The sequence below is a fragment of the Caballeronia sp. GAWG1-1 genome (genome assembly GCF_023631465.1).
Classification (GTDB): Bacteria; Pseudomonadota; Gammaproteobacteria; order Burkholderiales; family Burkholderiaceae; genus Caballeronia.
In genome coordinates this window covers 487544-500198 of record NZ_JALQDB010000029.1, presented here as the reverse complement: position 1 = coordinate 500198, position 12655 = coordinate 487544, and the positions used below count along the sequence as shown (strand labels likewise).

General features: G+C 63.3%; 14 protein-coding genes. 6 read left to right on the top strand and 8 right to left on the bottom strand.

From position 1 onward, the window contains the following. Positions 1–55: 55 nt before the first annotated feature. The 3 genes from NCT03_RS20300 to NCT03_RS20290 are packed head-to-tail and all read right to left on the bottom strand — an operon-like array spanning position 56 to position 1603. Positions 56–568 carry a methylated-DNA--[protein]-cysteine S-methyltransferase gene (locus NCT03_RS20300; protein ID WP_250493630.1) on the bottom strand — a complete coding sequence of 171 codons (513 nt, stop codon included), beginning with the start codon at positions 566–568 and terminating at the stop codon, positions 56–58. 23 nt (positions 569–591) lie between these two features. Next, on the bottom strand, positions 592–852 hold the full coding sequence (locus tag NCT03_RS20295; RefSeq protein WP_250467427.1) for a hypothetical protein: 261 nt from the start codon (positions 850–852) through the stop codon (positions 592–594). Beyond that, positions 845–1603, bottom strand: coding sequence for a DNA/RNA non-specific endonuclease (locus NCT03_RS20290; protein WP_250493629.1), 759 nt, complete (start codon positions 1601–1603; stop codon positions 845–847). Before NCT03_RS20290 ends, NCT03_RS20295 begins: the two co-directional genes overlap by 8 nt. Before the next feature lie 201 nt (positions 1604–1804). On the opposite strand from NCT03_RS20290, the gene NCT03_RS20285 reads away from it, so the two are divergent. Then, complete coding sequence (locus NCT03_RS20285) at positions 1805–2872, top strand: alpha/beta fold hydrolase (protein WP_502800395.1); 1068 nt, start codon at positions 1805–1807, stop codon at positions 2870–2872. Between the two features lie 20 nt (positions 2873–2892). On the opposite strand, the gene NCT03_RS20280 is transcribed toward NCT03_RS20285, so the two are convergent. After that, the gene (locus NCT03_RS20280) at positions 2893–4272 is read right to left on the bottom strand and encodes an MATE family efflux transporter (protein WP_250493628.1); all 1380 of its coding nucleotides are present in this window, start codon (positions 4270–4272) and stop codon (positions 2893–2895) included. Positions 4273–4344: 72 nt separating this feature from the next. On the opposite strand from NCT03_RS20280, the gene NCT03_RS20275 reads away from it, so the two are divergent. Further along, the gene (locus NCT03_RS20275) at positions 4345–4665 is read left to right on the top strand and encodes a YnfA family protein (protein ID WP_250493627.1); all 321 of its coding nucleotides are present in this window, start codon (positions 4345–4347) and stop codon (positions 4663–4665) included. Positions 4666–4686: 21 nt separating this feature from the next. On the opposite strand, the gene NCT03_RS20270 is transcribed toward NCT03_RS20275, so the two are convergent. After that, on the bottom strand, positions 4687–5703 hold the full coding sequence (locus NCT03_RS20270; protein WP_404989437.1) for a DUF2891 domain-containing protein: 1017 nt from the start codon (positions 5701–5703) through the stop codon (positions 4687–4689). Between the two features lie 2 nt (positions 5704–5705). Further along, positions 5706–6035 carry a hypothetical protein gene (locus NCT03_RS20265; RefSeq protein WP_250493626.1) on the bottom strand — a complete coding sequence of 110 codons (330 nt, stop codon included), beginning with the start codon at positions 6033–6035 and terminating at the stop codon, positions 5706–5708. On the opposite strand from NCT03_RS20265, the gene NCT03_RS20260 reads away from it, so the two are divergent. Together NCT03_RS20260 and NCT03_RS20255 are read left to right on the top strand one after the other, a co-directional pair. Continuing rightward, positions 6034–7329 (top strand): MFS family transporter, encoded by a 1296-nt coding sequence (locus NCT03_RS20260; RefSeq protein ID WP_244829262.1) that lies wholly within the window; start codon positions 6034–6036, stop codon positions 7327–7329. The genes NCT03_RS20265 and NCT03_RS20260 overlap by 2 nt on opposite strands. A gap of 269 nt (positions 7330–7598) precedes the next feature. After that, positions 7599–8276: a hypothetical protein gene (locus NCT03_RS20255; protein WP_250467421.1), complete on the top strand. Its 678-nt coding sequence runs from the start codon at positions 7599–7601 to the stop codon at positions 8274–8276. Between the two features lie 3 nt (positions 8277–8279). Here the strand turns inward: NCT03_RS20255 and NCT03_RS20250 are convergent, their stop codons facing one another. Together NCT03_RS20250 and NCT03_RS20245 are read right to left on the bottom strand one after the other, a co-directional pair. Next, positions 8280–8429 (bottom strand): hypothetical protein, encoded by a 150-nt coding sequence (locus NCT03_RS20250; protein WP_250467420.1) that lies wholly within the window; start codon positions 8427–8429, stop codon positions 8280–8282. A gap of 61 nt (positions 8430–8490) precedes the next feature. Beyond that, complete coding sequence (locus NCT03_RS20245) at positions 8491–9564, bottom strand: AraC family transcriptional regulator (protein WP_250493625.1); 1074 nt, start codon at positions 9562–9564, stop codon at positions 8491–8493. A 157-nt stretch (positions 9565–9721) separates the two neighbouring features. Here NCT03_RS20245 and NCT03_RS20240 point away from each other — a divergent pair, with 157 nt between their 5' ends. Further along, on the top strand, positions 9722–10855 hold the full coding sequence (locus NCT03_RS20240; protein ID WP_305038183.1) for an acyl-CoA dehydrogenase family protein: 1134 nt from the start codon (positions 9722–9724) through the stop codon (positions 10853–10855). 54 nt (positions 10856–10909) lie between these two features. Next, positions 10910–12607 carry an AMP-binding protein gene (locus NCT03_RS20235; RefSeq protein ID WP_250493624.1) on the top strand — a complete coding sequence of 566 codons (1698 nt, stop codon included), beginning with the start codon at positions 10910–10912 and terminating at the stop codon, positions 12605–12607. Positions 12608–12655 lie beyond the last annotated feature (48 nt).

Genomic DNA, 12655 nt, shown 5'->3' with positions numbered 1-12655 from the left:
AGCTCGCGAGCCGAAAGGACCGCGAGCTTTTTTTCGTCGATACGCGCCGGAAGGATCAGAACAACAGCAGTTGCTCGCGCCCGCGTCCGCCTTCCAGCGTCAGCAGGTGACGCTTGCGCGCAACGCCGCCCGCGTAACCTGTGAGTTCGCCATCGCCGCCGATCACGCGATGACATGGCACGATGATCGACACCGGATTGCGCCCATTCGCGCCGCCGACCGCGCGCGATGCGCCTGCGGGCAAGCCAAGACGGCGTGCGAGATCGCCGTAAGTCCAGGCTTCGCCGAAAGGAATCTGACGCAGCGTGTCCCAGACTTGTTTTTGGAACGCGGTACCGTCGAGCCGCAGCGCCACCGAAAACACCTCGCGCGCGCCACCGAAATATTCGTCGACTTGCTCGCGCGCCTCGGCGATCACGCGCGGCACGCGCGCCGATGCGCGTGGCTCGTGCGATAAACTGTCCGGGCAATACTTCTGCCCGACAAAGAAAAGCCCGGTCAGGCAATCGCCTTCCGCGCGAAACAAAATGGGCCCGAGCGGGCTCGGGCTAACGTGGCTTTCGATCACGTCGCGTCTTCTCGCGTCCCGTTTCAGATGAACGGATTATCCGCCGTGCCGCCGGGCGCGGTCGGCTCGTCGGCAAGCTTCGCGGGCAGCGCCTTGTCTTTTTGAAGAACATCGACGATAGCCCCGAGCGCCTTGTACAACGCCTGCGCGGCGGCGAGCCCCGCCTGATCGCGTGCGATGGTGAGGTCGCCGCTCACCGACACACGCGTCGTGCCGTTCTGGATGTTGATCGCGTCGCCCGCGATGTTCATCACGTCGGTATCGTTGGCAAATGGTTTAAACACCGCTCAGTCCTCCAATTCGTTTGTCTTTCAGTGCATCGGGGATGCCGGGAAACGCGAGACCGCTCATGGCTTCCAGTTCGCGCACGGTTTTCATCGTATAGGTATTGGTCGGCACATTATCGACGACGACCACGAACGCGATTTGCCGCTTCGGCAGATAGACCACCTTGTACAACTGCGTCGGCACGAACACGCGCGACTCGCCGATGGTCTGCAACTGCCGCCCTGAAAACAGCGGGCCGGTCACGACATAGGCATCGCCGGATTCTTCGGTCAGCCTGCGTACCGCTTGCTCGATGCGCGACCAGATGCGCCGGTTGTTCGACGGATCCTGCGGCACGATGTTCGCAAGCGAGAACGATTCGGCCATGCCTTGCTTGCTGGCTCGATCGCCCGCCGGGCTCATGTGGCCGCGATCGTAGCCGCTCCTTTTGTAGTCGTCGAGTTGCGCGCTGTCGCCGGCCGGCAGCCGCTTGTCGACGAAAAAGCGATTGGTGCGCGTGTTGTTCTTCGCGTCATCGACGCTCTGCGCGGTCAAATGCTCCGCCGACCAGAGCGGCCCGTGCGTGACGCCGGAATGCAGCAGAGCGAAATCGGTATAGCAGATTTCCTGCGTGGACGCGCGCATCTTCTGATTGACGACGACGGGCGCGCGGCCGCCCGGACTGAACTGCGGACAGTCGCTCGCGACCGCCGCGACCGACGCGGCGCCTAGAAGCGCGACGACGAATGCCTTGATGCGTACTTGCATGCTGAGTATGAAGATCCGTGCTGATGCGTGAGAACTCGCCGCCTGATGGTCAGCCGTTCGGCTTAAGCCGGGCGAATCGAGGCCGCAGAGTATAAGGCAGTGCGGTGCACATGGAACGGAGAAAATTCATCCACGCTAGAATGCGTCGGCTCGGGCCGCGCCGTAGGCGAAGGCCGCATCGAAACGAATGGAAGGAAGCCAATGAACGCCAAGCGCCGCAAGCTTGATATCGCGCGAAACCTGCTGCTGTCGCTCGTCTCGTGTTGCACGATGTTCACCGCGAGCCAGGCTCACGCGCAAGACGCGCCCGCCAACGATGGCCCAGCATACGGACCTGAACTGCAAGGCTTCGACTATCCTTATCCGGTCGCGCGGTTCTCCATTTCGTCGCAACGGCAGGTCGTCCAGATGGCCTATATGGATGTGCATCCCGCGCATCCCAATGGCCGCACGGCCGTGCTTCTGCATGGCAAGAACTTCTGCGCGGCGACGTGGAAAAAGACCATCGATACCTTGAGCGAAGCCGGGTATCGCGTGGTCGCGCCGGACCAGATCGGCTTTTGCAAGTCCACCAAACCAACGCGTTATCAGTACAGCTTCCAGCAGCTCGCGCGCAATACGCATGCGCTGCTTGCGGCGCTTGGCGTCACGCATCCCACGTTGATCGCGCATTCGACGGGCGGCATGATCGCGGTGCGTTATGCGCTGATGTACCCGCGCGAGACCGAGCAACTCGTGCTCGTGAATCCCATTGGTCTGGAAGACTGGAAGGCGAAGGGCGTGCCGTCCATTTCCATCGACGACTGGTATGCGCGCGAGCTCAAGACCACGGCCGACAGCATCCGCAGCTACGAGACCAGCACGTATTACGCGGGGCATTGGAGCGCGGACTACGAACCGTGGGTGCAGATGCTTGCGGGAATGTATCGCGGACCGGGGAAAGATGCGGTCGCGTGGAACTCGGCGTTGCTGTACGACATGATCTATACGCAGCCTGTCGTCTATGAGTTCGATCAGTTACGAACCCCGACGCTGCTGATGATCGGCGATAAGGACACGACGGCCATCGGCAAGGATCTGGCGCCGCCGGAGATTCGCCCGACGCTGGGCCGATATCCTGAGCTGGCGAAGCTTGCACAGCAGCGGATCGAGGGCGCGAAGCTCGTCGAGTTTGCCGAGCTCGGTCATGCGCCGCAGATGCAGGACCCGGTGGCGTTTCACAAGGCGTTGTTGGAGGGCATGGCGGCGTTGAATGCGAAGGCGGATTGAGTCAGGCCATCCACTCCGCGTCAATCCACGCACGATCTCCGCTCGATCGCGGGCAACTGCACCAGCAACGTAACGGCGCGCGCGATCATCAAGATGGCGAGCGCGAGCCACAATCCGTGGTTGCCGAACCAGCCGTTCAGCAACCACGCGGCAAATAGAAAGATGCCAAGCGATACAGCCGTCGACACCATCAACTCCCGCGTGCGCGTCGCGCCGATAAACACGCCATCGAGCTGAAAGCTGATGACCGATGCAAGCGGCATCACCACGGCCCAAGGCAAGAAGCGCAGCGCGGCGGCACGCACGTCCCGCTGATCCGTGAGCTGGCCGATGATGCACTCGCCCGCGAGCCAATAAACGAGCGAAAAGCCCGCCGCGCCGATCACCGACCACAGCATCGTCACCTTCACGGCCTGGCGAAACGCGTGGCGGTCGCGCGCGCCCGTGGCCGCGCCGACCAGCGCTTCGGCGGCGTGCGCGAAGCCATCGAGTCCGAAGGCCATGAAGGTCTGGAAGTTGAGCAGGACGGCGTTGGCCGCGAGGATCGCATCGCCTTGACGCGCGCCCATGTGGGCGAACCATCCATACGATCCGAGCAGGCACAGCGTGCGAATGAAGATGTCGCGATTGAGCGCGACGAGGCGCTTCATCGCGCGCGCGTCCAGCAGCGCGCGCAGCGCGAGCGCCGGAAGTCCATGTGGACGCAAACGCCAGAGAATCGCAAGACCGAGCGCGAAGCCGAAAAAATCCGCAGCTGCCGTGGCCGCACCGATGCCCGAAATACCCCAGCCGAAGCGATACACGAATAGCAGGACCGCCACGATATTGACCACGTTGATGAACACTTGCGTGACGAGCGCGAGCCGCACGCGCTGGCAGCCGAGCAACATCCCGAGCACGACGTAGTTGCCAAGCGCGAAGGGCGCGGCCCAGATGCGCGCATGGCAGTAGGCGCTGGCCGTGCTCTGGACAGCCGCGCTACCGCCGAGCGCGGCGAGCGCATAACGGATGATCGGCACCTGTAATGCCAGCACCGCCATGCCGATGAAGAGCGCGAGCAGCATCGCCCGCAATACGCTTGCGCGCAGGGCAAGCGCATCGTTCGCACCGAACGCCTGCGCGACGAGGCCCGTCGTGCCCATGCGCAAAAAGCCGAAGCTCCAGAACACGAAGCTGAACACGAGCCCGCCGAGCGCGACGCCGCCAATATATTGCGGTCCGTCGAGATGACCGGCGACGGCGGTATCGACCGCGCCTAGAATCGGCTGCGTAAGATTTGCGAGGACGATGGGAAACGCGAGCGTCAGCACGCGCTTGTGCCAGTGCACCGGCACGGCGGATGGATGCTCGATAGTGTCGGGAGCGTTCAATTGCAGGGCGAGGTGAGCAAGAGGCGTCATTGTGCCGTGTCAGGGCGACGCTTGCTGCCGAAGCAGCCGATAATGCGCGTCGAACCCGCTGCCCGACTGTCCATGAAAACTCTTCTGCTTTATGCCGTGACGGCCATCGCGGAGATCGCCGGTTGCTACTTTCCGTATCGATGGCTGAAGCTCGATGGCTCGCCCTGGCTAATCGTGCCCGGCGCGCTTTCGCTTGCGTTGTTCGCGTGGCTCCTCACGCTGCACGATGCGGCTGCAGGGCGTGTCTATGCGGCGTATGGCGGCGTGTATATCGGTGTGGCGATCGCATGGCTGTGGGCCGTGGATCGCATCCGGCCGACGATGTGGGACGTGACGGGCGCGGTCATTGCGCTCGCGGGAATGGCGGTCATCGCGTTCCAGCCGCGCGTCTGATTCAGCGTGGCGCTCGGCGCGTCACGCTTCCAGCGCCAGCAACGCAAACGTGGCGAGCCAATGTTCGCCCATGTAGTCGCCCGCCACGTGCGCGATGCCCGCCGCCAGATGCTCGTCGGCGCTCGCGTCGAGCACGCCGATGCGCGCATCGCCCGCAGGCAGCGCCCGCGCGATGGTCCGCTGACACCACGCGCGGCTCAGGTTCAGGCCGTCGAGATGCGCGAGCTTGCCGTCGCTGCGATCGGTGACGGTGGCCGGCACGAAGAGCGTCGCGGGTTCGCGCACGGCAAGACGCGGCAAGAAGCGTTCGAGCCAGCCGTTGAACGATGCATCGGGCAACACGTGGCGCATCAGCACGGCCTCCATCAGCGACGGCGAGAGGAATTCGTCGCCGGCCGGTTCCCACGCCTGACAGGCTTCGTCATTGGCGAACCAGCGCGTGGCCGTATCGACGAGAAGGCGCTCGAAATCGCCATCACGAACCACACGTGCATAACCGAGCGCCAGCGTCAGCGCGAACGCCATGTTGAAATGCGTGCCGACTCGCAGCGGATACGTCGACTTCGGCAGGAATTCGACGAAGCGCGCGACGAAGGCATCCGCAAGCGGTTGCAGCGTACGGGCCCAGCGCGCGCCTTCCTCGGTGTGCATCGAGCGCAATTGGCCCGCGAGCGCGAGCAGCCACGCCCAGCCGTAGGGCCGTTCGAAACCGCGCGCCGCCGGGCGTTCGAGGTAGGCGACTTCGGCGGCGACGTTGGCATCGGTGAAATGTTCGTCGATGACCGAGCGAATGCGCGCGGCTTCGGGTAGCGCGGGAAAGCGGTCGACGAGACGCGCAAGCAGCCAATAGCCATGCACGCACGAATGCCAGTCGAAGCTGCCATAGAAGACGGGATGCAGCGCGCGCGGGCTTTGCACGTCCGCTGCGCTCGCCATGACGTGATCGAGCTTGTTGGGATACTCGCGCGTGAGATGACCCAGCGCGACTTGCGCGAATTTCGACGCCAACGCGTCGTTCAGCACGATAAGGCGCGGCATGTTCATACGAAACTCCAATGATGGACGAGCGAGACTTTATCGATAAATCCGCGGCGCCGTGTTCGATAAGGGAAATTCCCTAATCCGTGGCCACGCCGGGAAACATGCAAATGGCGTAAGCCGCGCGAAGGCTTTGGCGACAAGCCGCGTCGGCTGAAAGCATAAAGATGGATGCCGCCTTTGTCGCGCGCCGCATTGGGGAAATCACAATCATCTTTGCGCGCTTTTCCGCGAATCGTCGTATAAACTTGCGCCCGAACGCCGCAGAGCGATTCGCCCCGGCAGTGTCGAGCCGGCCGATCAAACGCCGAGACCAGGAACAGACTACCCATGAACGACATTCCCGCCTACACCGCTGAAGATACCCGTCGCCGCGTATTCGCGATCGTCGGGGCATCGTCGGGCAATCTCGTCGAATGGTTCGACTTCTATATCTATTCGTTCCTTGCGCTGTATTTCTCGGCGGCCTTCTTCCCGAGCGGCAATCCGACCACGCAATTGTTGAATACCGCTGGCGTGTTCGCGGCGGGCTTTCTCATGCGCCCGATCGGCGGGTGGCTCTTCGGCCGTATCGCCGACAAACACGGCCGCCGCAACGCAATGATGATTTCCGTGCTAATGATGTGCGGCGGCTCGCTCGTCATCACCTTTCTGCCGACGTATTCGAGCATCGGCGCGTGGGCGCCGTTCTTTCTGCTGATCGCGCGGCTCTTCCAGGGCTTGTCAGTCGGCGGCGAGTACGGCACGAGCGCAACCTATATGAGCGAGGTGGCGCTGCGCGGCCGTCGCGGTTTCTTCGCATCGTTTCAATATGTGACGCTGATCGGCGGGCAGCTGGCCGCGCTGCTCGTGCTGGTCATCCTTCAGATGTTTCTCTCGACAGAAGAGCTCAAGGCGTGGGGCTGGCGCGTGCCGTTTTTCGTCGGCGCTTGCGCGGCGCTGATCTCGCTTTTTCTGCGTCGTTCGCTCGAAGAAACCACGACCGCCGAATCGCGGCAACGCAAGGAAGCGGGCACTTTGCGCGGCCTGATGCAGCACAAGGGCGCGTTCATGACCGTGGTCGGCTTCACGGCGGGCGGATCGCTGATCTTTTATACGTTCACCACGTACATGCAGAAATATCTGGTCAATACGGCGGGCATGCACGCCAAGACGGCCAGTAACGTGATGACGGGCGCATTGTTCGTCTACATGATCATGCAGCCGCTTTTCGGCGCGCTGTCGGACCGCATCGGGCGTCGTCAGTCGATGCTTTGGTTCGGCGCGCTCGCCACGCTCTGCACGGTGCCGCTGCTGCACGCGTTGCGCGACGTGACGAGCCCGTTCATGGCGTTCGTTCTGGTCGTGGCCGCGCTTGCCATTGTCAGCTTTTATACGTCGATCAGCGGTCTCATCAAGGCGGAGATGTTTCCGCCCGAAGTGCGCGCGCTGGGCGTCGGGCTGTCGTACGCCGTCGCTAATGCGGTGTTCGGCGGATCGGCGGAATATGTGGCGTTGTGGCTGAAGTCGGCGGGCAGCGAATCGGCGTTCTATTGGTATGTCACCGCCATGTGCGCCATCTCGCTTGTCGTGACCTGGCGCATGCTCGATCCGAGCAAGGTGGGCTATTTGCGCAACGAGCCTTAATATAGTGGCCGCGACGGGTTGGCAAGCGCTCTTTGCGTGGCCTGTCGTGTTCCAGTCGTAATCACCGGCGCCATTAGCGCGGACCCTTATGTCCGCCGGGCTTGCCGATCAAGGTAGTATGGTGTTTGATGCGGTATGAATCTGCAGGTGAAGCGCGCCCCACGGCGCACGGACGCAAGAAGCGCAAGCCGGAAGCGCTGGCGCGCGACTCGAACGCGCGCATTGTCGACATGCGCCTTTGGGTGCATCGGTCAGCCGGGAGCCCTTTCATGGAAGATTTCGATGAAACGCTATTCGTCGTCTGGCGAGCCAACCTGAATGTTCTGGTGGGTTCGCCGGGCGGCGCTGCGCGACTCGCGCGGATGATGAGCTTCTCGCCTTCGCTGATGAAGCTCATCGTCGCGGGTCAGCGCGACTTCAACGAGGAATTCGTGCGCGGTATCGAGCTCGTGACGGGCTTGCCGCCGCACTGGATGGACGAGCGCCGCAACCCCGCCGAAGTGCCTTCCGGCGTGCAACGCGCGCTCGACGAGGAAGCGCCCGTCGCGGTGTTCCGCGGCACGGCGCATCCCGCGCCCAAGCGTTCCGTGTTGCGCGGTCCCGATCCGCTGCTGTCGCAAACGGAAGCAACGCGCCGCGTGGCCGATCTCGCACAGCAGCAGGCGGAAGCCAATCGTCGCGATCTTTTGTTTCGAAAGAATCGCGAACTGCTGTCGCAGGATTTGCGTCGGCTGGAACGCCAGCTAGGTTTGCTGCAAGTCGAGCCAATGCTGCCCAAGGCCGATGAACTCATCGCCTCCGACCGCATGAGCGAAGCGGCGAAGGCGGACCTTTCCGGCCGTCTCGAACAGATCGACAAGCATGTGAAGTTGCTGCATCAGCACGTCGACAAACTGGTGACGCTCCTTTCGACTCCGGATGAACCGGGTCCGAACGATCCCCTCTGAGTCTTACTTAGCCCGCTTGCGTTCCTCGTTGTCTTCCGGCTCGGCGTCCACGGCAATCGGATCGCTCGCCGGGAAGGTCTCATCCAGCGCTTCGTCGAGCAACTCCTCTTCGTGGGTGGGCGTCGCGGGTTCGTCGGGCCGTGCTTTCGTCATGATGCGCTCCGTGGGCAATTCTTCGACGTCTCAATATAGCAGCGTCGATATCCGCGCGCTCTCAGCGTGCGCGGCGATAATCCGCCGGCCGCACGCCCGTCCATTTTCTAAAGGCGCGCCTGAAAGCGCTCGGTTCGGCAAAGCCGAGCGCGCTCGCAATCTGAGCGATGGTTTCGTCGGTATCCGCAAGACGCGAGAGCGCCAGATCGCGGCGTAGCGCGTCCCTGATAATTCGATACGTCAGCCCTTCCTGCGCGAGACGCCGACGCAAGGTGGCCTGCGCGATATTCAATTCCGCCGCCATGCGGTCCGCCTCGGGCCAGTCGGCCGGCGCGGTCTGCCGCAAGCGCCGCCGAATGCGCGCCGCGAGCGATTCCGAATTCCGATATTTGACGATGAAGTTCGCGGGCGCGTCGCGCAGAAAGCGCCTGATCGTGGCGGTTGTCTGCACGACGGGCAGCGCGGCGCATTCGGGCGATAAATCGACGAATGAACGCGGCGCGTCGAAACGAAGGGTGTCGCAGAACATCAGCCGGTATTCGTCGCTATCCGCTGGTTCCTCGCAACGAAAATCGGCCGCAAGCACCGGAATGCGTCGCCCGACGAGCCAGCACAACAATCCATAGACGAGGATGAAGCCGGTCGCGCAGGCGAACATGCTCTTGGGCTCGCGTTCGCCGTGGCCGTCGTTCATCCAGAGGCGCACGCGCGTCGCGCCGATATCCGGCTCGAACGATAACTCGTCCAGCACGAGCCGCATGAATCCGGCGATGCGCCCGAGCGCCTGTGCGCCGTCGCGCGTGCTCAACGCGGCGTGCGACATCAGCACGAAGCTGCCGCGCCGCATCGGGTGCGCGTCCTGGCCGAGGAACTCGTCGTCGAGCGCGTCGGCGATGGCGTGCCACAGGCGGCCGTACTGCGCGGGCGTGACGCGCGCATGCGGCGTGTCGAGCAGCGCGGGCGCGATCTGCGCGGCGTCGAGCAGCATCGCGCGATCGACGCCGCGTGCTTGTGCGCAGCGCAAGGCTGCGTCGACGAGACTCGCGGCGATCGAATCCCGTTCGATGTACTTCGTGGATGTTGGGGTTGTCACTAGGTGGCCAAAGCGCTCAGTTAGCGTGATCGTTTCAGGCATCGGCTAATGTCCGGCGATTGCCTAGACTCGTGCACACGCCACGCGCGCCGCGCATGATCGAGGCATGACTTGCAACGCGCCGCAGCGCCGTTTCCGAAAGACGCGGCGAGCAAGTTTATCCGATCGCTTCAGGCACCTTCTACGAGCTCCAACCATGATCGACAGTTTTCTTACCGAAGAGCAGCGCATGATTCGCGACGCCGCGCGTCAGTTCGCGACCGAAGTGCTTGCGCCGAACGCGGGTCAGTGGGACCGGGACGGCGCGTTGCCCGACGCCGTCGTGCGGCAACTCGGCGAACTGGGTTTGCTCGGCATGATCGTGCCTGCGGAACTCGGCGGCACGTTCAGCGACTACACCGCCTACGCGCTCGCGATGGAAGAAATCGCGGCGGGCTGCGCGTCCTGCGCCACGTTGATGAGTGTGCACAACTCGGTCGGCTGCGGCCCGATCCTCGCTTTCGGCACCGACGCGCAGAAGACCGAATGGCTGCCGAAGCTCGCGAGCGGCGAAGTGATCGGCGCGTTCTGCCTCACTGAACCGCAGGCGGGTTCGGAAGCGAACAATCTGCGCGTGCGCGCAACCGAGCGCGACGGCAAATGGGTGCTTTCGGGCAGCAAGCAGTTCGTGACCAACGGCAAGCGCGCGGGCGTGGCTATCGTCTTCGCCGTGACCGATCCCGAACTCGGCAAGCGCGGCATCTCGGCGTTCATCGTGCCGACCGGCACGCCTGGCTTCAATGTCGGGCCGCCAGAGCACAAGCTCGGCATTCGCGCATCGGATACCTGCGCCATCACCTTCGACGATTGCGCGATTCCCGCTGCGAACCTGCTCGGCAAGCGCGGCGAAGGGCTCAAGATCGCGTTGTCGAATCTGGAAGGCGGGCGCATTGGCATTGCGGCGCAAGCGCTTGGCATCGCGCGCGCGGCCTTCGACGCGGCGCGCGCCTACGCCCACGATCGCAGCCAGTTCGGCAAGCCGATTCTCGAGCATCAGTCGGTCGCGAACATGCTCGCCGACATGCACACGCAACTGAACGCCGCGCGCCTGCTCGTGCTGCACGCGGCGCGCATGCGCACCGAGGGCATTGCGTGTTTGTCGGAGGCTTCGCAGGCGAAGCTGTACGCGTCCGAGATGGCGGAGCGCGTCTGTTCGCATGCCATCCAGATTCACGGCGGCTATGGCTATCTGCAGGACTATCCGGTGGAGCGGCATTATCGCGATGCACGCATCACGCAGATTTACGAAGGAACCAGCGAAGTGCAGCGCATGGTGATCGCGCGTCAGCTCTGAAACCGGCTTTCAAGCGCGCGCCGCACGGGCAATCAAAACAATCACGGAGACGAAATGAACCCGGCAGAGCCTTTCATCGAAGCACGCGACTTTTTGCTGCGACATCGCACCGATTACGACACCGCGTATCGCGAGTTTCAGTGGCCGGCGCTTAGTCGTTTCAACTGGGCGCTCGATTATTTCGATCCGATGGCGCGCGGCAACCATGCGGCCGCGTTGCATATCGTCAACGAAGGTGGCGGCGAGACGCGTCTTTCATTCGCGCAGATGAGCGAGCGTTCGGCGCGCGTCGCCAACCATTTGCGCGCGCTGAACGTCACGCGCGGCGAGCGTATCTTGTTGATGCTGCCGAACCGAGTCGAGTTGTGGGAGACCATGCTCGGCGCGATGAAGCTCGGCGCTATCGTGCTGCCCGCGACCACGCAACTCGCGCCTGCCGACTTGCGCGAGCGCATCGCGCTTGGACGCGTGCAACACGTGATCGTCGATGCGGGCGAGACGCACAAGTTCGAAGGCATCGACGTGACGGGACTGCGTATCGCCGTGGGCGAGCCGCGCGATGGCTGGCTTGCCTACGACGCGGCCTACGAAGCGTCGCCGGACTTTGCCGCAGATGGCGAAACGAACGCCAGCGATCCCTATTTGCTGTACTTCACTTCGGGCACGACGTCGAAGCCCAAGCTCGTCGCGCATACGCACGAGAGCTATCCGGTCGGGCATCTTTCGACGATGTACTGGATCGGCCTGCAACCCGGCGACGTGCACTGGAACATCAGCTCGCCGGGCTGGGCGAAGCACGCGTGGAGCTGCTTTTTCGCGCCGTGGAATGCACAGGCTTGCGTCTTCATCTACAACTTCAGCCGCTTCGATGCGGCGCGCACACTCGATGCGCTCGTGCAATACGACATCACCACGTTATGCGCGCCGCCGACCGTGTGGCGCATGCTGGTGCAAGAGCCGCTGGCGTCCTACGCGGTGAAGCTGCGGGAGATCGTCGGGGCGGGCGAGCCGCTCAATCCCGAGGTCGTCGAGCGCGTGCACACGGCGTGGGGCGTGCCTATCCGCGATGGCTACGGCCAGACTGAAACCACCGCGCAGATCGCCAATACGCCGGGTCAGCGGGTTGCGCCGGGGTCGATGGGACGTCCGCTGCCCGGTTATCGCGTGGCGCTGCTCGATCCAGATGGCGCGCTCGCCGACGAAGGCGAGATCGCGCTGGTGCTGAATCCGCCGCCGCTCGGCCTGATGACCGGTTACGCCGATAACCCGACCGCCACCGAAAACGCGATGCGCGGCGGGTTCTATCGCACCTCGGACGTCGCCTCGCGCGGCGCGGATGGCTACTTCGTCTACGTCGGCCGCGCGGACGACGTGTTCAAATCTTCGGACTATCGGCTGAGTCCGTTCGAGCTGGAGAGCGTGTTGATCGAACACGAGGCGATCGCGGAAGCTGCTGTCGTGCCGAGTCCGGACCCGTTACGGCTCTCCGTGCCGAAGGCGTTCGTTACCCTGCGACACGGCTTCGCGGTCGGACCGGAACTGGCGCGAAGCGTGTTCGCGTTTTCGCGCGAGCGGCTCTCGCCATATAAACGCATTCGAAGAATCGAATTCGCCGAGTTGCCGAAAACCATCTCGGGCAAGATTCGGCGCGTCGATCTTCGTCGACAGGAAGCCGCTCGTACCAACACTGCGGTGCGCGGCGAGTTCGAATTTTGGGAAGAGGATTTTCCGGAGCTTCGCCAGACAAAATGATTTCGCCGAACATTTCTCCTGACGTAATCGCAAGCAAATGTAAACAGC

Coding starts and splice junctions, on each gene's coding strand:
- NCT03_RS20265 (WP_250493626.1), bottom strand. CDS start 6,035: ATGGGTAGTCTGTTCCTGGTCTCGGCGTTTGATCGGCCGGCTCGACAC.
- NCT03_RS20250 (WP_250467420.1), bottom strand. CDS start 8,429: ATGACGAAAGCACGGCCCGACGAACCCGCGACGCCCACCCACGAAGAG.
- NCT03_RS20235 (WP_250493624.1), top strand. CDS start 10,910: ATGAACCCGGCAGAGCCTTTCATCGAAGCACGCGACTTTTTGCTGCGA.
- NCT03_RS20260 (WP_244829262.1), top strand. CDS start 6,034: ATGAACGACATTCCCGCCTACACCGCTGAAGATACCCGTCGCCGCGTA.
- NCT03_RS20275 (WP_250493627.1), top strand. CDS start 4,345: ATGAAAACTCTTCTGCTTTATGCCGTGACGGCCATCGCGGAGATCGCC.
- NCT03_RS20255 (WP_250467421.1), top strand. CDS start 7,599: ATGGAAGATTTCGATGAAACGCTATTCGTCGTCTGGCGAGCCAACCTG.
- NCT03_RS20270 (WP_404989437.1), bottom strand. CDS start 5,703: ATGCCGCGCCTTATCGTGCTGAACGACGCGTTGGCGTCGAAATTCGCG.
- NCT03_RS20285 (WP_502800395.1), top strand. CDS start 1,805: ATGAACGCCAAGCGCCGCAAGCTTGATATCGCGCGAAACCTGCTGCTG.
- NCT03_RS20245 (WP_250493625.1), bottom strand. CDS start 9,564: ATGCCTGAAACGATCACGCTAACTGAGCGCTTTGGCCACCTAGTGACA.
- NCT03_RS20280 (WP_250493628.1), bottom strand. CDS start 4,272: ATGACGCCTCTTGCTCACCTCGCCCTGCAATTGAACGCTCCCGACACT.
- NCT03_RS20290 (WP_250493629.1), bottom strand. CDS start 1,603: ATGCAAGTACGCATCAAGGCATTCGTCGTCGCGCTTCTAGGCGCCGCG.